Source organism: Streptomyces sp. NPDC042259 (assembly GCF_055582085.1).
In genome coordinates this window covers 329817-354548 of sequence record NZ_JBVJDW010000007.1, presented here as the reverse complement: position 1 = coordinate 354548, position 24732 = coordinate 329817, and the positions used below count along the sequence as shown (strand labels likewise).

The window sequence follows — 24732 nt, the reverse complement described above, 5'->3', positions numbered from 1 at the left end:
TCAATCAATTACAGAAAGTTTTCCGCTAACAGCTTTTCCCATGGCACGTCAGACCGCCGTAAGCGGAGACTGTGCCCTCGCCCATCGTCCTTTACTCCGGACAAATTGGACCGCATGCGCGATTGTGCCAGGCGGTGGCACGATAACGCGGTGACCCATGCACACCCGGCCCGGGACTTCCCTTCCGAACGGCGGCCACCGTCCGTCATCGCCCACCGCGGGGCCTCCGAAGACGCCCCGGAACACACCCTGGCCGCCTACCGCAAAGCGATCGAGGACGGCGCCGACGCGCTGGAATGCGATGTGCGGCTGACCGCCGACGGGCATCTGGTCTGCGTCCACGACCGCCGCGTCAATCGCACCTCCAACGGACGCGGGGCCGTCTCCACGATGGAGCTGTCCGACCTCTCCGCCCTCGACTTCGGATCGTGGAAGGGCCAGGCCACCGACGCGGAGGCGCCCGACCGCGACAGCACGTCCGTCCTCACCCTGGAGCGGCTCCTCGAACTCGTCGCCGACGCCGGCCGCCGGGTCGAGCTGGCCATCGAGACCAAACACCCGACCCGCTGGGCGGGCCAGGTCGAGGAACGGCTGCTCGACCTCCTCGGCCGCTTCGGGCTCGCCGCGCCGCCCCTGGGGCAGCCCTCGCCCGTACGAGTGATGAGCTTCTCCGCCCGCTCCCTGCACCGGGTGCGGGCGGCGGCGCCCGCCATTCCGACCGTCTACCTGATGCAGTTCGTCTCGCCCCGCCACCGCGACGGACGCATGCCACCGGGGGTGGGCATCGCGGGGCCGAGCATCCGCATCATCCGCAACAACCCCGGCTATGTGGCACGGCTCCACCGCGCGGGGCATCAGGTGCACGTCTGGACCGTGAACGAACGAGCCGACGTCGAGCTGTGCGCCGAGCTGGGGGTCGACGCGGTGATCACGAACCGGCCCAGGGCGGTGCTTTCGCAACTGGGCCGGGCGTAGATCTTTGCCGGCGGCTCTTCGGCCACCGGCCTGTCTCGCCGCCTACGCCTCTGCGCGGCGGGCGCGGTGGCCTCCGGCGGATCTACCGGCTACCGGTCGTCTCGCAGCCTGCGGCGGCATTGCGCCCTGCGGGCGCGTCCTCAATCGCCGGACGGGCTTGATTGAGCTGGGCTCTTCCGAAACCGGCCCGGACGGGCCGGAAGTGGCTGGGTCAGCCGACGCCAGCCCGATCAAGCCCGTCCGGCGATTGAGGACAACCACCGCGCAGCGGTGGCCTCCGGTGGTTCTCCGGCTGCCGGCCCGTCTCGCCGCCTGCGGCGGCATTGCGCCCTGCGGGCGCGTCCTCAATCGCCGGACGGGCTTGATTGAGCAGGGCTCTTCCGAAACCGGCCCGGACGGGCCGGAAGTGGCTGGGCTCAGCCGACACCCCAGGGGCTGGAGGTGGCTTGCCCATTACAAGGAGTGCACCGGCGCGTTCGGTGCGTATTCGGCCGCCACAAGTGCCTCACCCCGTGCAGGATGGCCGGTTTCCGGTCCAGGCCATTGGGGCATCCATCCCCTGACGTGGGGCAAAGGAGGTCTCGGGGGTGGCGTTGATGGTGGCACAGGAGGTGGCCACGTCGTCGATCATGGCCGTACCCCATGGTCCCGCCGGCGTGGGTGAGGCGAGACACCGGATGCGCAGGGATCTGCGCATCAGCGGGGTGGCGGACACGGTCATCGACGACGCGGTGCTGGTGCTCTCGGAATTGCTCAGCAACGCCTACCGGCACGGGCGCCCGTTGAGCCTGCCGGGCGGCGACTGCGACGGAGCGGAGAACGGCGGCATACGCGCCGCCTGGCACATGGACGGGCGCGGCCGGCTGACCGTGGAGGTCACGGACGGCGGCGGACCCACCCGGCCGTTTCCGGCCACTCCGTCGGTGACGGCGCGCGGCGGCCGGGGTTTGAACATCATCAGTGCGGTCTCCCAGGACTGGGGCGTCCGGGACGCCGGTGGCACCGGCGAGGTGACCGTCTGGGCCGCGCTCTCGTCGCGAGCCGACTTCGCCCCTTCGCGGGTCCCTCTCGACCCGGAGCTGACTTTCTCCGATATCGACGGTCTGATGTAGAAATGCGACGCGCGTAGACGGCGTTGCCCGCCTCGGACAGGCCCACCGCCGGGCGGCGGAGCCGCGCGCACGCTGCCGCGGGGCGCCAGTGCCCCCGCGCTAGGCTCGCGCCCGTACGAGCCGGCCCGTACGAGCCGGTAGGACCGATACGGGAGATACGCACGCCATGGCCAAGAAGCGCCGCCCCCAGACCAAGGCCGCCACGCCGCAGGCCGGCGACGGCACCGTCCCCGTCGTCGGTGCCCGTGAGCCCTGCCCCTGCGGGTCGGGGCGTCGTTACAAGGCCTGCCACGGGCGCGAGGCCTCGCACGCCGTCGTCGAGCTGGTGCAGCGGCCCTTCGAGGGGCTGCCCGGGGAGGCCGACTGGGTCGCGCTGCGCGAGCTGGTGCCCGCCGCGACCGTGGAACTCACGCTCAAGGGCGGGCTGCCCGAGGGCGTCCCGTCGGTGACGCTGGCCACCGTGCTGCCGATGGCCTGGCCGGCGCTGCGCCGTGACAACGGCGCCGTGCTGCTGGGCCTGCAGAACGACACCCCGTCGGGCGACCTGAGCCGCGACCTCGCGGCCACGCTCCAGCGCGCCCTGGAGGCCGCTCCCGGCAGCCCCGTCGCCGCCGAGCGCACCGCGGCCGAGGGGCCGCGCCTGCAGGACCTGCTGGACCCGGCGGGGCCGTTCGAGCCGGCCGTCCACACGGGCTTCGAGTTCTGGGTCGAGAACGCCGAGAACGCCACCGGTGACGTCGCCGCGTCCCTGGAGCGGGCCAACGCCGCCGCGATCCCCACGGTCCGGCTGTCCGGGGTCGACGCCGCGTACTGGTGCGAGGTGCCGGAGAAGAACCACCTGCGCTGGGTCATGACCCACCCGGAGGAGAAGCTGCTGGACGCCCTCGCCCGGCTGCACGTCACCGACGGGACCTCGCTCGGCGAGGGCACCCGGCTGGTCGGGTCGTTCCGCGCGCACGGGCTGATCGTCCCCGTCTGGGACCTGCCCGGCGAGATGAGCGCCCAGGACGTCGAGAAGCCGGCGGCGGCCTTCGCGGAGCGACTGGCCGGGGCGCTCGCCGACGAGTCGCCGCTGACCGCCGAGGAGCGGCGGGCGCGCGGTGGCCTCACCAGCCGTCAGGTGACCTTGAACTGACGGCTTCGGGCCCGTGTCACCGGACGGGCGGGCTGGTGCGGCCGGACCCGGCCGCATCAGCCCGTCCGGCGTTTGAGGACACCGCACAGCCGTCCGGCGCTTGAGGACGCCGTCGCGCAGCGGTGATCGCCCCCGCCGGGACTCCGGAGGCGTTCGGCCGACCGGCCGAACCGCTTCCGGAGGGCGTCATTCACGTGACTCCTGTCACAACTCCCGCTGTCAGCCCGGAAATCGGCGTCCGGAAATCCGCGATCGAATTTGCGAACCGCCAATCTCTTGTTACGGTTCTAGGAGCCCGGTCGCTGGTGCATCCCCCGTCGCCAGCGACCGGGCGTTTCCATGCCCGGATTCCGGCCCGTCCAGCGGTCGGCTCCCCGGCCCGGCCGTCGAGTGGCCGCACCGCCTCCCACGTGCCTGTTCACACGGCCCGCCCTGACGCCTTCCAGGCCCCGCGAGGGCCTTCGCCGTCGTGCCGGGCGGCCCGGGAGCGCCCGTAGGGGCGCGGCCCGTTAATCCTCTTCGGCTACCGGCGAGTTGCTCCCGGACCGGAGCATGAGGTTCCCCTTGGGCGCGGCGATCTCCGCGACCGCCGTATACGAGCCATGTCCGCGAACCGTCGGTTCACGGGGCGATTCGCAGGCGTCGGGATCGTCCGAGGCGCTCAGCCGGCAGTGCACCTCGACCGTCCGGCCGTCCGGGGCCATGAGGGTCAGCACGGTCGTCAAGGGCTTGCCCGTGGTGTTGCGGTAGTACGTGCGCGCCCAGGTCTCGCCGCCCTGCGTCAGGACGCAGGTCTGGGCCTCGGCGCCTTCGGGCGAGGAGAGTTCGGGGCCGCACCGGGCGGAACTGCGGGCCGGCAGGACGGCCACCCCGCCGTCGGGGGCACCGGCCGGCGCTCCGCGCTCCGGACGTCCGTCGCGCGGTTTGGCGTCGCCGTTCTCCGGAACCACGGAATTCCCGGCAGCCTCGCCGGCCCCATGCCCCTCAGAGGGCTCACCCGCTACCGAAGTCCCCTCCGCCTCACCGGCACCGCGGGCCGCGTCCCGGGTCATGTCCTGGGCCTTGTCCGGGCCCGGGGCGGCCCCGCTGCCCGCCGGGCCCGCCGTCGCGGCGGCCAGGGGCAGGACGACGGCCAGGGCCACCGCGCTGGCGAGCGCGACCATCCGCAGATTCGCCGCCCGTTGCCGAGCCGCGCTGGGCTCTGCGGGCAGACGGGACGCACGCTCCATGGGACCACCTGCAACTCGCCGCGGACGCTGGATCGCGGGGGCGGATTTCGACCCACACCCCCGCCGGACCGACGGCGCCCGGCACGGCATCCGACGCAGGCCCTCACCCGAAAGATAGCGGGCACGGTAGGGCGCGCAGGGTGTCCGCGCGGCCGTTCCCGGGGTTCTCCTGTCGGCTTTCACTCCAAGGAGTGAGAGCGCGTGCGTCTCCCGTCCGTACGCGCTCTCGTCCGCCTACAGGAACCTCACCTTTCGCCCCCGGACCCGGTCCACGAGGCGAGCGGATCAGTACGCGAGTTTGCTGCCGCCCCCGGGCGTGCCCGCGCTCTCCTCCACCAGGACGTCGACCACCGTGGCCACGTCGGGCAGCCACGGCCGCGCCGCCGGCTGCCCGGTCGTCCGGCCCACGCGGAGCGCCACGGCCGCACCGACCCGGCCGCCACGGGACGCGCCCCGGCCCTCCGGGTCCGCCGCCGGCGGTCGTTCCCAGCGGACCCGGCCCGTGCCGGCGGCCGAGGGCGGCAGGAGGACGTAGCCGCCCTCGCCGTGGAAGCGCAGCGACCCGGGCACCCAGTCCTGGCTGTGCAGCAGTTCACCGAGGACTTCGAGGGAGTACGGGGCCACCAGCAGGGACCAGCGGGTGGGGGTGGCGACCACGGGGCCGACCCGCACGCCCGCCCGGTCGAACGCCGCCAGCGCCCGCGCCCCGGCGACCGCCGGCAGGCTCACCGCGCACGGCGCCCGGCCACCCGTGGCGAGCACGACGGGGGCGTCGGGCCGGTTGGTCCACCACCAGCGGACCATCCGCGCGTCCGTGGTCGCGGCCAGCAGCCCGGGGTCGAAGGGGTGGGCGCCGGGGACCGGGCAGTCGGGCTGCGGGCAGCCGCAGGCGCGCGGCCGGCCGCCGCCCGGACGCGGTCCGACGCCGGGGAGTACGGGCCATTGCCATTCCGTGGCGTAGGCCAGGGCCGCGGTGAGTACCGCCGACCGGCCACCGCGCCGAAGCGAGAGCTTGCGTCGCCTTCCGAGGATCTCGCGCATGAGCGCTCGTTCCTTTCCGTAAACGCCGAAGGTGGGGCCCCGGTCCTGGACCGGGGCCGTATCGCACTACTTCATGGGACTACATGGCACTACGGGCACTGCGTGGCGCGTCGTACGACGCGCCGTGGCCCTTGCGAGGCCTGCACACCACATGGATCACGAGTCACTGCGCGTACGACGCAGCGCATCACGCCGCGGGCCGAGCGTGAAACCTGGCGAGGGGTGGCGCGCGCATGGCGCTTCGTACTGGGCTGTGCGCCCCTCGCCGCACCCCGCGCCCGCGGCGTGGGTTGCCCCGCGCCATTCGGGACGGGCGTGACCGTTGACGGTAAAGACGCCGGGGCCCGCCGCCGGGTTGCGGGGCGGCCCCAACTACCCCTGGCCTTCTCCGAGTACGTACCCGCCGCGGTCGGGCTGACGCACTGTCGAGCGACGCCAGTCGACCGCAAATCAAAGGCCTCAGGACTATTTTCCGGCCAACTTGGAAACCTCCCAGACACCACCAATCCCACTGGTCCAATGCTGGACATCCCCTTACTCAGGCGTGTACATGTGGAGGCACTGATAGCGCGCAACACGACAGGGGGTTTGCGATGCTATTGAGCAGCACGCACAGGCCGCTGGGCTGGTCACGATGGCTTGGCCGGGTGCCCCGAACCGTCCCCCGTCGCCCCTTCTCTCGCACTGGCGTACGCCGTGCACCGGGCAGCAGAGCATGACTGCCTCCCACCTGCCGAAAGTGGCCGGAATCGACTCTCCGGTCCCCGTACCGGCGCACACTTCCGCCTCTGGCGCGCCCTCGGCCCTCACCGGTGGGCCCGTCGGCCCGGCCCCCACGCCGACGGCCCTCCCCGCGCCCGCCACCGGCCCGCCGGAGGAGTCCCCGCTCTCCCCCCTCGCGCTGAACGCCCTCGTCCAGGACCGCCTCGCCGGCTGGATCTACGACCTGACCACGCTCCAGGAGCTGACCGAGCGGCTCGCCCGCACCGGCACGCTCGACGACGCCCTGCGCGAACTGCTGCGCGCCGGATCCACGCTCGTCGGCGCCCGCCGCGGCCTGGTCACCCTGCGCCCCGACGACGGGCTCGACCCGCCCCGCACCGTGGGCCTCGGCCTCGGCCGCTCCGACCTCGGCCACATCGAGACGATCCCCCGGCACCCCTCCTCGGCGCCTCCCTCCCCCGGCACGTCCCCGTCGTACGGGCAGTTGCTCGACGACCTCCCGCCCGTGGGCGACCGGTCCGGCACCGCCCACCCCGACATCGCGGGCGAGGAGGGCCTCGACCCGCGCCACCGCGAGGTCGCCGCCCGGCTGGGTTACGCCGCCAGCTACGCGGTGCCCCTGGAACCCGACCCGCCGGGCACCACCCCGGGCGCCCCGGAACGGCCCGCCCCGGACACCACCGGCAGACTCGGCGCGGCCGTCTGGCTCTACGACGAACCGGCCGAACCCACCGAGCGCCAGCGGCATCTGATCGGTCTCTACTGCGGTTACGCCGCCGAGCACCTCGCCCGCCTCGTCGAGCTGGACCGCGCCCGCGAGACCATCGCCGCCCTGCACGAAGAGCTGCTCCCCAGCCGGCTGCCCCAGGTCACCGGGGTGCGTCTCGCCGTCCGCCACCGCACCGGTCCGCGCGGCGGCGGTGCCTGGTACGACGCGCTGCCGCTGCCCGAGGGCGCGCTCGGTCTCGCGGTGGGCGCGATCACCGGTTCCGGTCCGGGCGCCGTCGCCGCGATGGGCCGGCTGCGCGCCTCCCTGCGCGCGTACGCGGTCATGGAGGGCGAGGACCCGGTCGCCGTCCTCTCCGACCTCGAACTGCTGCTGCGGCTGACCGAACCGGCCCGGGCCGCCACCGCGCTCTTCGCCTACTGCGAGACCGCCACGGACCCCCTCACCGGGAACCGGGCGCACAAGATGGTCCTGGCCGGGGCCGGGCACTGCCCGCCGCTGATCATCGGCGCGCACCGCGCCGAGTACGTGGAGACGTCGCTGTCCGCGCCGCTGGGCATGCTCGCCTGCTGGGAGGCCCCCAGCGTCGAGATCGAGCCCGCGCCGGGCGAAACGCTCCTCTTCTACAGCGACGGGCTGCTCAACCGCACCGGCGAGGCGATGGACCGGGCCTTCACCCGGCTGCACAAGGCGGCGGCGAGCGTGCCGCAGGCCCTGCGGCACGACCCGGACGCCATCGCCGACCACGTCCTGCGGGCCGTACTGCCGCCGGAGGGGCCCGCGCCGGACCCCGGGGCCGACGCGGAGCACGACCGGGCCGCCGGGGCCCTGACCGCCGCCGCGGCGGCGACGGGCGGGGACAGCGGCGAGGACGTGATCCTGCTCGTCGCGCACTTCGAGTGACGCCGTCCGAAAACCACTGATCCGTACCGCTGGTCCCCACCCCCGAACCGCACGGCTGATCCATATGACAGTCGGTACGGCCTTCCTTCCGACGTAACCTTCTCCGCCGCTTTCCTCCGCACTTACGATGGGTAGCGGCCCCGTCCGAGGAGGAATGCAGTGACCGAGCAGCAGCCCGCGCCCGAGAACCCCGAGGGTGACGAGCCGATCAAGCAGCGGAAGAACGGTCTGTATCCGGCCGTCTCCGATGAGCTTGCCGAGAACATGAAGTCCGGCTGGGCCGACACCGAGCTGCGCGATCTGCGGCCGATAGCCCAGGCGCCGGACACCGCACGCCGCCGCACGGACCTCTCCGCGCGCTTCCCCGGGGAACGTCTGGTGATCCCGGCGGGCAATCTCAAGACCCGCTCGAACGACACCGAGTACGCCTTCCGCGCCTCCACCGAGTACGTCTACCTCACCGGCGACCAGACCCAGGACGGCGTCCTGGTCTTGGAGCCCGCCGCCGGGGGACACGAGGCGACGCTCTACCTGCTGCCGCGCTCCGACCGGGAGAACGGCGAGTTCTGGCTCGACGGCATGGGCGAGCTGTGGGTCGGCCGCCGCCACAGCCTCTCCGAGGCCGAGCGGCTCTACGGCATGCCCTGCCGGGACGTCCGCGAGCTGGCCGAGGCCCTCCGCGAGGCCACCGGCCCGGTCCGCGTCGTCCGCGGCCACGACGCCGGCATCGAGGCGGCCCTGACCGACAAGGTCACCGCCGAGCGCGACGAGGAGCTGCGCGTCTTCATCAGCGAGCAGCGGCTCGTGAAGGACGCCTTCGAAATAGCCGAGCTGCAGAAGGCGGTGGACTCCACGGTCCGCGGCTTCGAGGACGTCGTGAAGGTCCTCGACAAGGCCGAGGCCACCTCGGAGCGGTACATCGAAGGAACGTTCTTCCTGCGGGCCCGGGTCGAGGGCAACGACATCGGCTACGGCTCGATCTGCGCCGCCGGCCCGCACGCCACCACCCTGCACTGGGTGCGCAACGACGGTCCGGTCCGCTCCGGCGAGCTGCTGCTGCTGGACGCCGGTGTCGAGACGCACACCCTCTACACCGCGGACGTCACCCGTACGCTGCCGATCAACGGCACGTACACCGACCTCCAGCGCAAGATCTACGACGCGGTGTACGAGGCCCAGGAGGCCGGTATCGCGGCGGTGCGGCCCGGCGCGAAGTACCGCGACTTCCATGACGCCGCCCAGCGCGTCCTCGCGGAGCGGCTCGTCGAGTGGGGTCTGGTCGAGGGCCCGGTCGAGCGCGTCCTGGAACTCGGCCTCCAGCGCCGCTGGACCCTGCACGGCACCGGCCACATGCTCGGCCTGGACGTCCACGACTGCGCGGTGGCCCGCACGGAGACCTACGTCGACGGCGTGCTGGAGCCCGGCATGGTGCTGACCGTCGAGCCCGGCCTGTACTTCCAGGCCGACGACGTGTCCGTGCCCGAGGAGTACCGGGGCATCGGCGTCCGGATCGAGGACGACATCCTCGTCACCGAGGACGGCAACCGGAACCTGTCCGACGGGCTGCCCCGTACGTCCGCCGACGTCGAGGCGTGGATGGCGAGCCTCAAGAGCTGACGCCTTCCGGGCGACCGCCCGGCCGAAGAGCCGCGTCCCGCACGAAGCCGGACGCGGCTCTTCGGCGTTCCGGCCGGGCTTTCGTCCGTCGGGCTTTCGTCCCGGGGCGCCGTCCGTGCGCGGCCGGCGGCGGGCGTTTCACGAGGCGCGGAGCAGGGCCGCGCCCTCTCTCCACTTGAGGATCTTGTCGAAGCTGACCACCGCGCCCTGCCGGCCCGGCCGGTTGCGGACGCGCACGTGGTCGGTGAGGGATTCGATCAGGAAGAGACCCCGTCCGTGCTCCTCGTGAGCCGATGCCGGGGTCTTCGCCTGCGGTGGGGGGAGCTGCCGCTTGGTGCGGCGCGGTTCGCGAGAGCGGTCGGCGAAGCCGGGGCCCGAATCGGTCACCTCGATGCGGCAGGTGTCGCCGTCGATGAAGGCGGTGACGCGGTAGTCCGCGGAAGCGTCACCGCCGTGCTCGACGGCGTTCGCACACGCTTCGCTCAGGGCCACCGAGAGGTCGTACGAGATGTCGGGGTCGACCCCGGCCGTCTCCATGGTGCCGATCAGGAGCCGCCGGGCGAGCGGGACGCTCGCAGCTTCGCGCCGCAAGTGGAGTGACCACCAAATGCTCATGCTCAGCCTCCTGGCTGCGGCTCGACATACCGATACGTATAGCCAGGGGCGGCGGCTCGTAAGCCTCCGGAGCATGGGAGTCCGCTCATTCGGACGACGCGGCGTGGCGGTGTACCGGTGTATATGAGACGTACACCGGCGCACTCCGGCGCGCCTTCTCGGCGCGAAAAGCCGGACCCCTGCCGTGGGTAGGGGGTGAGGACGGTGGGATGATGGCGCGGCCATGCCTCATCCCGTCGCGCGCGTCGGCGCCGATCTGCGACTGCTCCGGGCCGCGGTGTTCACCGCGGTCTGTGTTCTGCTGTCCGCGGGCGGGCATGTGCTGGCCTCCTGCGCGGGCGTCCCGCTGTGGACGCTGGGCGCGGGTTTCCTCCTCGTCCTCGCGATCGCCGTGCCGCTGGCCGGGCGGGAGCGTTCGCTGCCGGGCATCGCGACCGGGCTGGCCGTCGGCCAGCTCGCGCTGCACACCCTCTTCGCGCTCGGGCAGCGGTTCGGGCAGCCGGAAGCGGCGGTCACGCCCGCGCAGGCGCGGGGCGAGGGGCGGCTGATCAGCTTCGCCGCGCAGCTGGTCTGCGGCCGGTCCCACCAGCTGTCCGGCGCCGCCGCGCGCCGCGTCGTCTCGGACGCCGGGTTCGACCCCGCCGTCCACCCCGCGCGGATGGCCATGCCGATGCCGGACGCCCCGGCCGCCGGGGCGTCCCCGGTGGCGCACCTGCTGCCCTCGACGCCGATGCTGCTGGGACACCTGCTCGCGGCGCTCGCCGCGGGCTGGCTGCTGCGCCGGGGCGACCAGGCGCTGTGGCGCCTGGTGCGGCTGTCGCAGCGGTCGGCGCGCGGGGTCGCGGAGGCCACGCTCGTGCGGGCGTTGCGCGCCGCGTTCACGCTCGTCCGGGCCATGGGCGCCCAGCCGGGCCGGCCGCCGGTGACGGCGGTCCGCCGGGCGGCGGCACAAGAGGAGCGTCCGGCCACGGAGCCGGTGCTCCAGCACTTCGTGATCAGGCGGGGACCGCCGCGCTTCGACCTCGCGGCCTGACCACGCGACGCACTCCGGCATTCGGACGGGAGGGCGGTCGTGTTGTCACCGCACGCGCGCCATCACCCTCTCCGTCCCTCCTGCCTGTGGAGTACCCCCATGAACATCAAAAGCACTCGCCTCCGCCGTCTCTCCCTTGCCGGTTCCCTCGCCACCGGCACCGTCCTGCTGCTGGCCGGTCCCGCCTCCGCGCACGTGAGCATCCCGGGCACCGCCGAGAAGGGCGGCTACGGCACCATCGCCCTCAAGGTGCCGAACGAGAAGGACGACGCCTCGACGGTGAAGCTGGAGGTCACCCTCGACGCGAAGCACCCGCTGTCGTCCGTGATGCCGCAGCCCGTCCCGGGCTGGGAGGTGAAGGTCGAGAAGTCCAAGCTCGACAAGCCGCTCCAGACGCACGGCAAGACGATCACCGAGGCCGTCACCAAGATCACCTGGACGGGCGGAAAGATCGAGCCGGGCCAGTTCCAGCAGTTCCCGCTGTCGGTCGGCCAGCTGCCCACCGACACCGACGAGCTGGTCTTCAAGGCCCTCCAGACCTACTCCGACGACGACGTCGTGCGCTGGATCGACCCCTCCAAGCCCGGTGGCCACGAGGCCGAGCACCCGGCGCCGACCCTCAAGCTCGTCGAGAAGGCGGCCGCGAAGGGCGGCGACGCCAAGGGCGACAAGGCCCCCGCCGCAGACCCGGCGGCGAAGACCTCCGAGTCCGCCGGCTCCGACGACAAGGACGCCTCCGACACCACCGCCCGGGTGCTCGGCGTCGCCGGCATCGTCGTCGGCGTGGCCGGTGTCGCCTTCGGCATCGTCGCCGGGCGCCGTCGTAGCGCCTGAGCCAGGACCGCCCCTCACGTGACCGTCTGACGGAAACGACCGGGGCGGCGGCCCGCACGGCCGTCGCCCCGCATCCCGGACCGACCCCGGAGAAGAACTCCATGCGCACCAAGATCCTGAGCGCGGCACTGGCGACCGCCGCCGCGCTCACCCTGACCGCCTGCGCGGGCGGCGGGGGCTCCGACAAGAACGACGACGCCGTGGCCGACGTATCGGCGAGCCCCAAGAAGGCCGCCATCGTCCTCGACACCCCCAAGCCCAAGCCGGACCTGGTCCTCGACGACACGGCGGGCAAGAAATACGAGCTGCTCAAGGAGACCAAGGGCAGGCCCGTACTCCTCTACTTCGGCTACACCTACTGCCCCGACGTCTGCTCGACCGTGGTCGCCGACATCGCCACCGCCGAGAAGAAGCTGCCCAAGGCCGACCAGGACAAGCTGCAGGTCGTCTTCGTCACCACCGACCCCGAACGGGACACCCCCGAGCGGATGCGCAAGTGGCTCGACGCGCAGGGCGGGCAGGACATCGTCGGTCTGACCGGCGACTTCGACACCATCCAGGCGGCGGCCAAGCCGCTCGGCATCCTGGTGGAGAAGCCGCGGAAGGAGAAGGACGGCTCCGTCACCGTCAACCACGGCGCCTCCGTCACCGGCTTCTCGCCGAAGGACGACGCGGCCCACTGGGTCTACACCGCCACGACCACCGCCGCCGAATACACCAAGGATCTTCCCAAGATCGTCAAGGGGGAGAACCCGTGATCACCAAGTCCACCGCCGTCACCGCCGCCGCCCTGCCCCTCGTGCTCGCCGGGGGTCTGCTGCTGGTCACCGGCTGCCAGTCGGAGAAGAACGCCCTGGCCCGCGACAGGCCCGAGCTGACCGTCACCGGTGCCTACATCCCGCAGCCCGCCATGACGGACATGGCCGCCGCCTACCTCACCGTCACCAACGACGGCGGCAAGGCCGACCAGCTCACCTCCGTCACCAGCCCGCTCTCCCGCGACATCACCATGCACACCACCGAGGGCACGGCGATGAAGCACGCGGCGAAGCTGGATGTGCCCGCAGGCGGCAAGCTGACGCTCTCCCGCGGCGGCACCCACCTCATGCTCGGCAAGCTCGACCACAAGCCCAAGGTGGGCGAGCGGATCGAATTCACCCTGCACTTCGCCACGTCGGCACCCGTCAAGATCAAGGTGCCGGTCGAGACCGCGACCTTCCGTCCCAAGGACTGACGTGCGATGACGACCCCGACCGCCCTGCCCGCACCGGCCACCGGGCGGGTCCTGCCCGTCCTCGGCACCCTGCTCGCCGCCCTGCTGTGCGCGCTGACCCTCGGCGCCACCCCCGCGTCGGCGCACGCCGCGCTCACCTCCACCGACCCCGCCAACGGATCGGTGGTCCCGACGGCCCCGCAGCGGATCACGCTCCGCTTCTCCGAGGGAGTGCTGCTCAACGCCGACTCGATACGGGTCCTCGACCCCGGCGGCGAGCGGGTCGAGCAGGGCGGTCCCACCCACGTGGACGGAAAGTCCGACTCCGCGGCCGTCGCGCTGCGCGCCGGGCTCGCGAGAGGCACGTACACGGTGGCGTGGCAGGCCGTCTCGGCGGACAGCCACCCGGTGGCCGGGGCCTTCACCTTCTCCATCGGAGCACCGTCGAAGACGACGGTGAAGGCCACGGCCACCGTCACCGAGGTCGATCCGGCGGTCGAGATCCTCTACGGCACGGGCCGCTACGCGGCCTACGCCGGGTTCGTGCTGCTCGTCGGCGGCTGCGTCTTCGCGGGCGTGTGCCGCTCCGCGCGGTCCGTGCAGCGGATCGCGGTCGGCGGCTGGATCACCCTCTTCGCCTCCACCGCCGCGCTGTTGCTGCTGCGCGGCGCGTACACGAGCGGCAAGGGGGCGGGGGCCGTCCTCGATCTCGCGCTGCTCGGCGACGTGCTGGCCACCAAGCCGGGGGCGGCGCTGCTGTCGCGGCTGCTGCTGCTGAGCGCCGCGGCCGTGTTCCTCGCCGTCCTCTTCGGTTCGTACGCCCGCGAGGGCGACGGCCGCTCCCGCGGCGAACGCCGGGACGTCGCCTACGGGCTCGGCATCGGCGGCAGTGTCGTCGCCGTCGGCCTGGCGGCGACGTGGGCGATGGCCGAGCACGCGTCGGTCGGCATCCAGGCGTGGCTCGCCATGCCCGTCGACGTGTTGCACCTGGTGGCGGTCGCGGTGTGGCTCGGCGGGCTGGCCGCGCTGCTGGCCGCCCTGCGCTCCGACGAACACCTGCCGCGCGCGGCCGTGACCCGCTTCTCCCGGCTGGCGTTCGCGTCGGTGTGCGCGCTGGTCGCCACCGGGCTCTACCAGTCCTGGCGGCAGGTCGGCTCGTGGGACGCCCTCACCGGCACCTCCTACGGACGGTGGCTGCTGCTCAAGGCCGCACTGGTGATCGTCCTGGTCGGCCTCGCGTACGTCTCGCGGCGCTGGACCGGACGGCTCACGGACGGCCCGGAGCCGAAGAAGACCAAGCCGGCCGCACGGAAGGTGCCGGCCGCCGCCCAGGGCGGCGGCTCCGACTCCCCCGAGCGGACCGCCCAGCTCGCCCGGCAGCGGGCCGCGCTGGAGAAGGCCGCCGGGAAGCGGCGGCGCGACGCCGACGAGAACCGCAGCGGACTGCGGCGCTCGGTCGGCGCCGAGGCCGCCGTGGCCGTGGTGCTGCTGGCCGTCACCACCCTGCTCACCGGCACCCAGCCCGGCCGCGCCGAGGCCGAACAGCGGCGGGCCGCCCCGGGCGGGACGGCCCCGGCCGCGACCGGACCGGCCGAGGTACGCGTCGCCTACGACACCGGCGGGACGAACGGGCGCGGCACCGCCCGCATCACCCTCGACCCCGGGCGCTCCGGCCGCAACACCCTCGACGTCGCCGTCACCGGCCCCACCGGGCGGCCCGTGGACGTGCCCGAGCTGGAGGTGTCCTTCACGGAGAAGGCGAAGAAGATCGGCCCGCTGCGCGCCACTCTCGAGCGCCGCCCCGGCGGCCACTGGCGGGCCGACGGCTTCCAGCTGCCCATGGCGGGCGCGTGGCAGCTGTCCCTGACCGTACGGACCTCCGACATCGACCAGGTCACCGAGATCGAGAACGTGAAGATCAACTGATGGCTGAACAGACCAAGCGGACCGACCCGACCGACGCGACCGACCCGGCCGGCCGTGACGGCATCAGCCGCCGCCGGCTGCTGGGCACCGCCGGGGCCGCGGGCGCGGCCGGGCTCGTCGCGGGCGGCGCGGCCGGCGCGTTCGGCGCCGAGGCCGTCCGGGAGACGCCCGCCACGCTGGCCGGCGTCGGTTCCGCCGGCGTGCCCTTCCACGGCGCCCACCAGGCCGGCATCGTCGAGCCCGCGCAGGCGCACGGCCACCTCGTCGCCTTCGACCTCGCCCCGGGCGGCGACCGCAAGGCCGCCGCCGCGCTGCTGCGCCGCTGGTCGGCGACGGCGGCGGAACTGACGGCGGGCCAGGCGCCGAAGGGCGACGACACCGGCATCGCCCTGGACGCGGGCCCCTCCTCCCTGACCGTCACCTTCGGCTTCGGCCGCACCTTCTTCGACCGCACCGGTCTGACCGCGAAACGGCCGGCCGCCCTGGAGCCGCTGCCCGACTTCACCGCCGACGCGCTCGACCGCAAGCGCAGCGACGGCGACCTGTGGGTACAGATCGGCGCCGACGACTCGCTCGTGGCCTTCCACGCACTGCGCCTGCTCCAGAAGCAGGCCGCCGGCACGGCGCGCGTGCGCTGGCAGATGAACGGCTTCAACCGGGCGCCGGGGGCGACCGCGCGCCCGCTGACCGGCCGCAACCTGATGGGCCAGATCGACGGCACCAACAACCCGAAGCCGTCGGACGCCGACTTCGCCGCCCGCGTCTTCGTGCCCGACCGGGAGGGCGACTGGATGGCGGGCGGCTCGTACGCCGTCGTCCGGCGCATCCGCATGCTGCTCGACAGCTGGGACCACCTGTCGCTGGAACGCCAGGAGAAGGTCATCGGCCGCCGTAAATCGGACGGCGCCCCGCTGTCCGGCGGCACGGAGACGACTCCGGCCGACCTGAACAAGGTCGAGGAGAACGGCGCGCTCGCCATCGCGGGCGACGCGCACATCCGCGTCGCGGCACCGGAGTCCAACCGGGGCGCGGCCATGCTGCGCCGGGCGTTCTCCTACCACGACGGTTACCTGGACGACGGCGCACCGGACGCGGGCCTGCTGTTCGTGGCCTGGCAGGCGGATCCCCTGCGGGGCTTCGTCCCGGTACAGCGGAAGCTGGACCGGGGGGACGGGCTGTCCCGCTTCCTGCGGCACGAGTCGAGTGCGCTCTTCGCCGTGCCGGGGGGCTGCGCGCCCGGCGAGTATGTGGGGCAGCGGTTGCTGGAGGGTTGACGTTCGCGATGTCGGCGGCGTCGGAAGCGGTTCGGGCGCGCGCCCGGCCGGCTTCGCTGTCCTCAATCGCCGGACGGGCTGATTTTCAGCCCGTCCGGCGATTGAGGACAAGGCACAGCCAGCCCGTCCGGCGATTGAGGACCGGGGTCCGGGGCGGAGCCCCGGGACGACCAGCCCTCACCGCGGCCGGAAGATATCGTGACGACGCTGCCACCGAACCACCCGCGAGGAGCGCGAATGTCCCCCAGTCGCTATACCTACCTCGGCCCCGAAGGCACCTTCACCGAGGCCGCGCTCCGTACGCTCCCCGAGGCCGCGACCCGCGAACTCGTGCCCATGGTCTCCGTGCCGACGGCGCTCGACGCCGTGCGCAACGGCGAGGCCGCGGCCGCGCTCGTGCCGATCGAGAACTCCGTGGAGGGCGGCGTCACGGCGACGCTCGACGAACTCGCCACCGGCTCACCGCTGATGATCTACCGCGAGGTGCTGCTCCAGATCGCCTTCGCCCTGCTCGTACGCCCCGGTACCCGGCTTTCGGACATCAAGACCGTCACCGGTCACCCCGTCGCTCAGCCGCAGGTGCGCAACTGGCTGTCGCGGCACCTGCCGGAGGCGCTGTGGGAGTCGGCGGCGTCCAACGCCGACGGTGCGCGGCTGGTGCGGGAGGGGCGCTACGACGCCGCGTTCGCCGGGGAGTTCGCGGCGGCGACGTACGGGCTGGAGGCGCTGTACACCGACATCCACGACGCGCAGAACGCGCAGACCCGCTTCGTGCTGGCCGGCCGTCCGGCGCGGCCCGCGTCGCGCACGGGTGCCGACCGGACGTCGTTCGTCGTGTGGCTGCGCGACAACCACCCGGGCGCGCTGCTGGAGCTGCTGCAGGAGTTCGCCTCGCGCGGGGTGAACCTGATGCGGATCGAGTCGCGGCCCACGGGCGAGGGCATGGGGCAGTACTGCTTCTCCATCGACTGTGAGGGGCACATCACCGACCGCCGGGTGGGCGAGGCGCTGATGGGGCTGAAGCGGACGTGTCCGCAGGTGCGGTTCCTCGGCTCGTACCCGCAGGCGGGGGTGGACGCCGGGGTGCCGCCCCGGCCGGGGACGTCGGACGACGACTTCGTGGCCGCCGCGGACTGGCTGGCGCGCTGCCAGGACGGCCGGGCCTGACGGACCGCGACCGCGGCGGGCCCCGGACTGCGGCGTGGCGTTCGGCACAGCCGGTGATGTGGACAGTGGGCGAAGTTATCCACAGGGTGGAACTCGACCTGGGGATAAGTCGACACAGTAGCCCGTATCGACATCCGACGAATCGGTCAAGGTCGACAAATCTCTCTAGCTACGAGGCGACCGTCCACAGGTCGGGCCGCCGCCCTCATCGCCGTCTCGACACGCCTTCGTCACCCGACCGCCTTCGAATAACCCTTTAGGGCGAGCAATTACCACCCGAATGAGGATCTGCGCGACGTTTAACCGAAGAAACTCCGGCGTAGGACAGAAAAAACGGAACCATCCCTTCCGGCATCCACAGATTCCACGCACAGCCTGTGGACAAAGGAATCGGGCCTCCCACCCCCTGTGGACAAGAGGCGGTCAACTCCCGCCCGCCGCACGGTACGTCGAGGCACCGAGCCGCCCCTATGCCCCTTTTCAGCAAATGCGCGCGAATTCCCCGGGGCCCGCCCGCCCACCTTATTCACCGTCTTTTCCACCCACCGCAATACAGGACATACCGACACGAAGAGGAATATCGAGTGCGGCGGGCGCAGCCCGCAACGGTAGCCTGGAGGGGTGATTGACCTTCGCCTGCTTCGTGAGGACCCCGACCGTGTGCGCGCCTCCCAGCGCGCCCGTGGAGAGGACGTCGACATTGTCGACGCGCTGCTCTCCGCCGACGAACGACGCAGGTCGTCCAGCGTCCGCTTCGACGAACTCCGCTCCGAGCAGAAGGCGCTCGGCAAGCTCATCCCCAAGGCCTCCGGTGACGAGAAGGCCGAGCTGCTGAAGAAGGCGGGCGAGCTGTCCGCCGCCGTCAAGGCCGCCGACGCCGAGCAGGACGAGGCCGCGGCCGAGACGCAGCGCCTGCTGCTCCAGGTCGGCAACCTCGTCCACCCGGACGTGCCGCGCGGCGGCGAGGACGACTTCGTCGTCCTGGAGACCGTCGGCACCCCCCGTGACTTCGCCGCCGAGGGCTTCGAGCCCAAGGACCACCTGGAGCTGGGCCAGTCGCTCGGCGCGATCGACGTCGAGCGCGGCGCCAAGGTCTCCGGCTCCCGCTTCTACTACCTGACGGGTGTCGGCGCCCTGCTCGAGCTCGCGCTCGTCAACGCCGCCATCGGCCAGGCCACCGCCGCCGGCTTCGTCCCGATGCTCACGCCCGCACTGGTCAAGCCGCGCGCCATGGAGGGCACCGGCTTCCTCGGCCAGGCCGCCCAGGACGTCTACCACCTGGAGAAGGACGACTTCTACCTGGTCGGCACGTCCGAGGTGCCGCTCGCCGCGTACCACATGGACGAGATCATCGAGGCGGAGAAGCTGCCGCTGCGCTACGCGGGCTTCTCGCCCTGCTTCCGCCGCGAGGCCGGTACGTACGGCAAGGACACCCGGGGCATCTTCCGCGTCCACCAGTTCGACAAGGTGGAGATGTTCTCCTACGTCGACCCGGAGGACGCCGAGGCCGAGCACGCGCGTCTCCTGGAGTGGGAGAAGCAGTGGCTGACCAGCCTGGAGCTGCCCTACCAGGTCATCGACGTGGCCACGGGCGACCTCGGTTCGTCCGCCTCGCGCAAGTTCGACTGCGAGGCGTGGATCCCCACCCAGGGCAAGTACCGCGAGCTGACCTCCACCTCGAACTGCGACGAGTTCCAGTCCCGCCGCCTCTCGGTGCGGATGCGCGACGGCAAGCACGTGAAGCCGCTGGCGACGCTCAACGGCACGCTGTGCGCGGTGCCGCGCACCATCGTGGCGCTGCTGGAGAACCACCAGCAGGCCGACGGCACCGTGCGCGTCCCCGAGGTGCTGCGCCCGTACCTGGGCGGTCGCGAGTTCCTGGAGCCGGTCGCCAAGTGAGGCGTACGGGCGGCTCGCGCGCGGCCTCGCCGTCGCCGCGCGGGCTGCCCACGACCACCCTGTCCGCGCCGCCACGGTGCCGCGCGGGCGGAGAAACGAAGAGGAAGACGCCGTGAGCGCCGCCCCGCCGCCGTACCGCCTTGTCGCGACCGACCTCGACGGCACGCTGCTGCGCCCCGACGACACCGTCTCGGAGCGCACCCGCGCCGCCCTCGCCCGGGCCACGGCGGCCGGTGCCGCGCACATCATCGTCACCGGCCGGTCCGTCCCCTGGACGCGGGCGATACTCGACGCCCTGGACTACCGGGGCCTCGCGGTCTGCGGCCAGGGCGCGCAGGTCTACCACGCGGGCGAGCACCGGCTGCTGACGTCGGTGACGCTGGACCGGCAGCTCGCCGCGCTGGCCGTCGCCAAGGTCGAGGCCGAGGTCGGCCCCCTCTACCTCGCCGCCAGCCGGGACGGCATGGACGGTGACGTACTGATCGGCCCCGGCTACCGCATCCAGGACGGCCCGCTGCCGGCCGTCCCGATCACGGACCCGGCCGAGCTGTGGCTCACCCCCCTCAACAAGCTCTACCTCCAGCACCCGGAGCTGGGCGACGACGAGCTGGTCGAGGTGGCCCGGCGGGTCGCCGGTGACCTGGTGGGCGTGACGATGGCGGGCGCCGGGATCGTCGAGCTGCTGCCGCTGGGCCTGAGCAAGGCCACGGGCCTCTCGCTGGCCGCGCGCCGGCTGGGCGTGAAGGCCGTCGACACCATCGCCTTCGGTGACATGCCCAACGACATACCGATGTTCGGCTGGGCCGCGCACGGGGTGGCGATGGCCAACGCGCATCCGGAGCTGCGGGCCGTCGCGGACGAGATCACGGACTCGAACGAGAACGACGGGATCGCGGTCGTTCTGGAGCGGCTGTTCGGCTGACGCCGGGGGGCCGCCGGGCCGGCCGGTGTCCGGCCGGCCACCGCACCGGCCCCCAAGGGGTCCGGCCGCGCGTCAGCGGCCAGCAGGCCAGCCCCACGGCCACCGAGATCGCGTGCCCGAGGTCGGTGTACGTCCCCCCGGTGGCGAGCGGCAGCCCGAAGAACAGCGTGACCGCCGGGACATAGCCCCAGCGCCAGGGCCGGGGCAGCCGGTAGGCCAGCACCCCGGCGGACGCGGCGAGGCCGTAGGAGACCCCTATGTCGACCACGTGCTTCATCGACCGGGGCACGGAGTGCTCCTCGATCGACAGCAGCAGCACCTCCTGGCTGATGAGCGTCGCCGCCACGTGCGCCACGGCCACCACGCACAGCCAGCGCGGCGTGCCGAGCCAGCGTTCGACGTTGGCGTGGAAGACCTCGAAGAGCACGGCGTAGAGCAGGAACGACGACGGGCTCTCGATCCAGAAACCGCTGATGAGCAGCGACTGCAACGGGTGCTTGGTGAGGGCGTGGATGTTGCTGCTGGTGCGGTGGAGAAGGAACGTCTCCAGCCCCTCGCTGGCCGCCGCGATGACCAGGCTGGTGATGCCGATGATCAGCAGCCAGATGTGCGTACCGGGTGACGAACGGACCCAGCGGGATACCCGGTCGGCGGCTGTCACCATTCGAAGGTAGCCGGGCACCGGGAACTCCGCGCGCCGGCCGGGCCGAGCCGTGCGCATCCATGGGAGTCGGGGGCGAAGCCGGAGTCGTGGGCGGGCGGAGGCAAAGTCAGAGGCGGGGCCTCCGGAGAATGACACCGGGTGGCGCCATGTAGCGCCATCGCGCGCCATCCGGTGCCACGATTGACCCTCAGAGCGGCGTGGGTACGCGTGGTGCCACCATGACGCAGGCCATTCCTAGCAGGTTTCCGCAGGTCAGAGGCGGTCTCGCAAACCCCGGGCGCCACGTGACGCCAATCGGGGTTGCGCATGGCGTCACAGTGGTGCCATGATGGCGTTATGGACCTCACCCCGTATGTCGACACTCTCCGCCGCGAACTCGCGGTGGCCGCCGAAGCCGGCGGCGACGAAGCCCGCGAGCTGGCCGAGCGGCTCACCGCTCCGCTGGAGTCGGCGACCCGGCTGACCCTGCTCAACGTGCTCTCCGCCGCGATGGACGAGATCACCCGCGAACTCGCCCCCGGCTCGGTCGACGTACGGCTGCGCGGGCTGGACCCCGACTTCGTGGTGACACCGCCGCCCACCGACAGCGGCACCCACGCGGAGCCGGCCGCGCCCGCCGAACCGTTCACGGCCCCCGCCCCGGCCGAGGGCGACGACGGCGGCACCGCCCGCGTCAATCTCCGCCTGCCGGCCCACCTCAAGGCCCGCGCCGAGGAGGCCGCGACCCGCGAGGGCCTGTCGGTCAACGCGTGGCTCGTGCGCGCCGTGTCGGCCGCGCTCGACGGCGGCACCCGGCCGCAGCCCACGAAGACCCAGACCCTGGGGCAGAGCTTCACGGGCTGGGTGCGCTGACCGCGCTCCGCACCCGCGTCCCTTCGATCCACGCCCCTTCACCTCCCTTCACCGCCTTTCACCCACACCACGTCCCACCAGCGGGGACGCCCGGAAGACCCATGAGGACGGGACAGCCATGCCTTCTTTCGACACTCCCGAACCGATCTCGGCCACGGCACACGTGGAGGCCGGTTCCCTCCAGTTCATCGCGGGTGACCGCACCGACACCGTCGTCGGGGTTCGGCCCCGCAACCCGAAGAAGGACCGGGACGTGCGGACGGCCGACCAGACGGAGGTCAGCTACGCCGGCGGTGCGCTGACCGTCAGGACGCCCAAGTCCGGCCCGTTCGGCCGCACCGGCATCGTGGACGTGACGGTCGAACTGCCCACGGGCTCGCGCGTCGAGATGACCGGCGCCTGGACCCAGATGCTCGGCGAGGGCCGGCTCGGCGAGGTCCGGGTGAAGACCTCGTCCGGCGACGTCCGCCTCGACGCGACCGGTCCGCTGAACCTGACCGCCTCCCACGGCTCGATCACCGTGGACCGCGTCGAGGGCACGGCCGAGATCACCACCAGCTCCGGCAGCCTGCGCGTCGGCCTCGTCGACGGCCCCGCCGTCCTGAAGAACTCGCACGGCACCACGACCGTCGGCGCCGCGACCGGCGAACTGCGGGTGAGCGGCGCCAACGGCGACATCGAGATCCGGCGCGCCGAGGGTTCGGTCACCGCCACCACCGCCCACGGCACCCTTCGCGTGGGCGAGGTGGCCCGTGGCACCGTCCAGCTGGAGACCGCCTACGGCGCCATCGAGGTCGGCGTCCGCGAAGGCACGGCCGCCTGGCTCGACGCCGGCTCGGGCTCCGGCCAGGTGCGCAACGCGCTCACCGCCTCCGAGACCCCTGGGGAGAGCGAGGACACCGTCAAGATCCGCGCCCGCACCCGGTACGGCAACATCGACATCCGCCGCGCCACGGTCTGAGCCGCGCCCGTCCGGCCCGGCCTCTCCCTCCCCCTCACTCCCCCCTTACTCCAGCCTTCGAACGGAGGGCCTCATGCCTTCTTCTGTCATGCCCATGACCAATCGATCGGACGGTCGCGCGTCCCCGGTCGCCGTCTCCGCCGTCGGGCTGCGCAAGTCCTACGGTGACAAGACCGTCCTCGACGGCATCGACCTGCGCATCCCGGCCGGGTCCGTGTTCGCGCTGCTCGGCCCGAACGGGGCCGGCAAGACCACCGCCGTGAAGATCCTGTCCACCCTCGTCACCGCCGACGGCGGGCAGGCGCGGGTCGCGGGCCACGACGTCGCCACGGCACCGGACGGGGTGCGGGCCGCGATCGGCGTCACCGGGCAGTTCTCCGCCGTCGACGGGCTGATCACCGGCGAGGAGAACATGCTCCTCATGGCGGACCTGCACCACCTGCCCCGGCACGAGGGGCGGCGCGTCGCCGCCGAGCTGCTGGAGCGCTTCGATCTGACCGGGGCGGCGAAGAAGCCCGCCTCCACCTACTCCGGCGGCATGAAGCGCCGCCTGGACATCGCCATGACCCTCGTCGGCGACCCGCGGATCATCTTCCTCGACGAGCCGACCACCGGCCTCGACCCGCGCTCCCGGCACAACATGTGGCAGATCATCCGCGAGCTCGTCGCCGGCGGCGTCACCGTCTTCCTCACCACCCAGTACCTGGACGAGGCCGACGAACTCGCCGACCGCGTCGCCGTGCTCAACGACGGCAGGATCGCCGCCGAGGGCACCCCCGAGGAGCTGAAGCGGCTGATCCCCGGCGGACACATCCGGCTGCGCTTCACCGACCCGGCCGCGTACCGGAGCGCCGCCCTCGCCCTGCGCGAGACCACCAGGGACGACGAGGCGCTGTCACTGCGGATCCCCAGCGACGGCAGCCAGCGCGAGCTGCGTTCCGTCCTCGACTGGCTGGACGCCGCCGGCATCGAGGCGGACGAACTGACCGTGCACACCCCCGACCTCGACGACGTGTTCTTCGCCCTGACCGGCGACACCGAGCGGTCGACCCAGCCGATTCAGCCGACTCAGCCGACTCAGCCCAAGGAGGCTGTCCGATGAACTCCCTCTCCCTCGCCGTGCGCGACTCGTCCACGATGCTGCGGCGCAACCTCCTGCACGCGCGACGCTACCCGTCCATGACGCTGAACCTGCTGCTCACCCCGATCATGCTCTTGCTGCTCTTCGTCTACGTCTTCGGCGACGTGATGAGCGCGGGCATCGGCGGCGGTGCGGACCGCTCCGCCTACCTCGCGTACCTGGTGCCGGGCATCCTGCTGATGACCATCGGCGGCACCGTGGTCGGCACCGCGGTGTCCGTCTCCAACGACATGACCGAGGGCATCATCGCCCGCTTCCGCACGATGGCGATCCACCGCGGCTCGGTGCTCGTCGGGCACGTCGTCGCCAGCGTGCTGCAATCGATCGCGAGCGTGGTCCTCGTGGGCGCCGTCGCCGTGGCCATCGGCTTCCGGTCCACCGACGCGACCGTCCTGGAATGGCTGGCGGCGTTCGGGCTGCTCGTGCTCTTCGCCACGGCGCTCACCTGGATCGCGGTCGGCATGGGCCTGATCAGCCCGAACGCCGAGGCCGCCAGCAACAACGCGCTGCCGATGATCCTGCTGCCGCTGCTCTCCAGCGCCTTCGTCCCCCTCGACGCGATGCCGGGCTGGTTCCGGCCGGTCGCCGAGTACCAGCCGTTCACCCCCGCCATCGAGACTCTGCGCGGGCTGCTGCTCGGTGACGGGATCGGCCACAACGGGTGGCTCGCCGTCGCCTGGTGCCTGGGCCTGACCGTGCTCGGCTACTTCTGGTCGACGGCGAAGTACGGCCACGACCCGAAGTAAAACGCGAGGCAGTTGTAGGATGA

Annotated in this window: 21 protein-coding genes and 1 pseudogene; 18 read left to right on the top strand and 4 right to left on the bottom strand. The window is 72.5% G+C overall.

Annotated features, from left to right (window positions below; genetic code table 11):
* Window positions 1-150: 150 nt before the first annotated feature.
* From ACZ6MA_RS21370 to ACZ6MA_RS21360, 3 genes and pseudogenes are all read left to right on the top strand, one after another.
* Window positions 151-975 (top strand): glycerophosphodiester phosphodiesterase, encoded by an 825-nt coding sequence (locus ACZ6MA_RS21370; RefSeq protein ID WP_469435465.1) that lies wholly within the window; start codon window positions 151-153, stop codon window positions 973-975.
* Window positions 976-1475: 500 nt separating this feature from the next.
* Window positions 1476-2087, top strand: a pseudogene (locus tag ACZ6MA_RS21365) (ATP-binding protein).
* A 166-nt stretch (window positions 2088-2253) separates the two neighbouring features.
* On the top strand, window positions 2254-3222 hold the full coding sequence (locus tag ACZ6MA_RS21360; protein ID WP_469435464.1) for a DUF5926 family protein: 969 nt from the start codon (window positions 2254-2256) through the stop codon (window positions 3220-3222).
* A gap of 509 nt (window positions 3223-3731) precedes the next feature.
* Here ACZ6MA_RS21360 and ACZ6MA_RS21355 read toward each other — a convergent pair.
* Both ACZ6MA_RS21355 and ACZ6MA_RS21350 read right to left on the bottom strand, forming a co-directional pair.
* Window positions 3732-4451 carry a hypothetical protein gene (locus tag ACZ6MA_RS21355; RefSeq protein WP_469435463.1) on the bottom strand — a complete coding sequence of 240 codons (720 nt, stop codon included), beginning with the start codon at window positions 4449-4451 and terminating at the stop codon, window positions 3732-3734.
* A 285-nt stretch (window positions 4452-4736) separates the two neighbouring features.
* Window positions 4737-5492 (bottom strand): bifunctional DNA primase/polymerase, encoded by a 756-nt coding sequence (locus tag ACZ6MA_RS21350; RefSeq protein ID WP_469435462.1) that lies wholly within the window; start codon window positions 5490-5492, stop codon window positions 4737-4739.
* Window positions 5493-6207: 715 nt separating this feature from the next.
* On the opposite strand from ACZ6MA_RS21350, the gene ACZ6MA_RS21345 reads away from it, so the two are divergent.
* On the top strand, window positions 6208-7845 hold the full coding sequence (locus ACZ6MA_RS21345; protein WP_469435461.1) for a PP2C family protein-serine/threonine phosphatase: 1638 nt from the start codon (window positions 6208-6210) through the stop codon (window positions 7843-7845).
* Between the two features lie 159 nt (window positions 7846-8004).
* Window positions 8005-9462, top strand: coding sequence for an aminopeptidase P family protein (locus ACZ6MA_RS21340; RefSeq protein ID WP_469435460.1), 1458 nt, complete (start codon window positions 8005-8007; stop codon window positions 9460-9462).
* A 138-nt stretch (window positions 9463-9600) separates the two neighbouring features.
* Here the strand turns inward: ACZ6MA_RS21340 and ACZ6MA_RS21335 are convergent, their stop codons facing one another.
* Window positions 9601-10077 (bottom strand): ATP-binding protein, encoded by a 477-nt coding sequence (locus ACZ6MA_RS21335; protein WP_469435459.1) that lies wholly within the window; start codon window positions 10075-10077, stop codon window positions 9601-9603.
* Window positions 10078-10300: 223 nt separating this feature from the next.
* Here ACZ6MA_RS21335 and ACZ6MA_RS21330 point away from each other — a divergent pair, with 223 nt between their 5' ends.
* The 9 genes from ACZ6MA_RS21330 (at window position 10301) to ACZ6MA_RS21290 (ending at window position 20345) form a co-directional block, all read left to right on the top strand.
* The gene (locus tag ACZ6MA_RS21330; RefSeq protein ID WP_469435458.1) at window positions 10301-11110 is read left to right on the top strand and encodes a hypothetical protein; all 810 of its coding nucleotides are present in this window, start codon (window positions 10301-10303) and stop codon (window positions 11108-11110) included.
* A gap of 99 nt (window positions 11111-11209) precedes the next feature.
* A complete protein-coding gene (locus ACZ6MA_RS21325; protein ID WP_469435457.1) occupies window positions 11210-11944 on the top strand; it encodes a YcnI family copper-binding membrane protein in 735 nt (244 codons plus the stop codon).
* A gap of 101 nt (window positions 11945-12045) precedes the next feature.
* Window positions 12046-12702: an SCO family protein gene (locus ACZ6MA_RS21320; protein WP_469435456.1), complete on the top strand. Its 657-nt coding sequence runs from the start codon at window positions 12046-12048 to the stop codon at window positions 12700-12702.
* The gene (locus tag ACZ6MA_RS21315; protein WP_469435455.1) at window positions 12699-13178 is read left to right on the top strand and encodes a copper chaperone PCu(A)C; all 480 of its coding nucleotides are present in this window, start codon (window positions 12699-12701) and stop codon (window positions 13176-13178) included. Before ACZ6MA_RS21320 ends, ACZ6MA_RS21315 begins: the two co-directional genes overlap by 4 nt.
* Window positions 13179-13184: 6 nt before the next feature.
* On the top strand, window positions 13185-15083 hold the full coding sequence (locus ACZ6MA_RS21310) for a copper resistance CopC/CopD family protein (RefSeq protein WP_469435454.1): 1899 nt from the start codon (window positions 13185-13187) through the stop codon (window positions 15081-15083).
* Window positions 15083-16357 (top strand): iron uptake transporter deferrochelatase/peroxidase subunit, encoded by a 1275-nt coding sequence (gene efeB, locus ACZ6MA_RS21305; protein ID WP_469435453.1) that lies wholly within the window; start codon window positions 15083-15085, stop codon window positions 16355-16357. The genes ACZ6MA_RS21310 and efeB overlap by 1 nt, the downstream gene beginning before the upstream one ends.
* 237 nt (window positions 16358-16594) lie before the next feature.
* Window positions 16595-17524: a prephenate dehydratase gene (gene pheA / locus ACZ6MA_RS21300; RefSeq protein WP_469435452.1), complete on the top strand. Its 930-nt coding sequence runs from the start codon at window positions 16595-16597 to the stop codon at window positions 17522-17524.
* A 621-nt stretch (window positions 17525-18145) separates the two neighbouring features.
* On the top strand, window positions 18146-19423 hold the full coding sequence (gene serS / locus ACZ6MA_RS21295) for a serine--tRNA ligase (RefSeq protein ID WP_469435451.1): 1278 nt from the start codon (window positions 18146-18148) through the stop codon (window positions 19421-19423).
* Between the two features lie 112 nt (window positions 19424-19535).
* On the top strand, window positions 19536-20345 hold the full coding sequence (locus ACZ6MA_RS21290; RefSeq protein WP_469435450.1) for an HAD family hydrolase: 810 nt from the start codon (window positions 19536-19538) through the stop codon (window positions 20343-20345).
* On the opposite strand, the gene ACZ6MA_RS21285 is transcribed toward ACZ6MA_RS21290, so the two are convergent.
* The gene (locus ACZ6MA_RS21285) at window positions 20287-21009 is read right to left on the bottom strand and encodes a rhomboid-like protein (RefSeq protein ID WP_469435500.1); all 723 of its coding nucleotides are present in this window, start codon (window positions 21007-21009) and stop codon (window positions 20287-20289) included. The genes ACZ6MA_RS21290 and ACZ6MA_RS21285 overlap by 59 nt on opposite strands.
* A 336-nt stretch (window positions 21010-21345) precedes the next feature.
* Between ACZ6MA_RS21285 and ACZ6MA_RS21280 the strand changes: the two genes are divergently transcribed.
* From ACZ6MA_RS21280 to ACZ6MA_RS21265, 4 genes are all read left to right on the top strand, one after another.
* Window positions 21346-21861, top strand: coding sequence for a toxin-antitoxin system HicB family antitoxin (locus tag ACZ6MA_RS21280; protein WP_469435449.1), 516 nt, complete (start codon window positions 21346-21348; stop codon window positions 21859-21861).
* 118 nt (window positions 21862-21979) lie between these two features.
* The gene (locus ACZ6MA_RS21275) at window positions 21980-22822 is read left to right on the top strand and encodes a DUF4097 family beta strand repeat-containing protein (protein WP_469435448.1); all 843 of its coding nucleotides are present in this window, start codon (window positions 21980-21982) and stop codon (window positions 22820-22822) included.
* A 73-nt stretch (window positions 22823-22895) separates the two neighbouring features.
* Window positions 22896-23924, top strand: coding sequence for an ATP-binding cassette domain-containing protein (locus tag ACZ6MA_RS21270; RefSeq protein ID WP_469435447.1), 1029 nt, complete (start codon window positions 22896-22898; stop codon window positions 23922-23924).
* Window positions 23921-24709 (top strand): ABC transporter permease, encoded by a 789-nt coding sequence (locus tag ACZ6MA_RS21265; protein WP_469435446.1) that lies wholly within the window; start codon window positions 23921-23923, stop codon window positions 24707-24709. The genes ACZ6MA_RS21270 and ACZ6MA_RS21265 overlap by 4 nt, the downstream gene beginning before the upstream one ends.
* Window positions 24710-24732 lie beyond the last annotated feature (23 nt).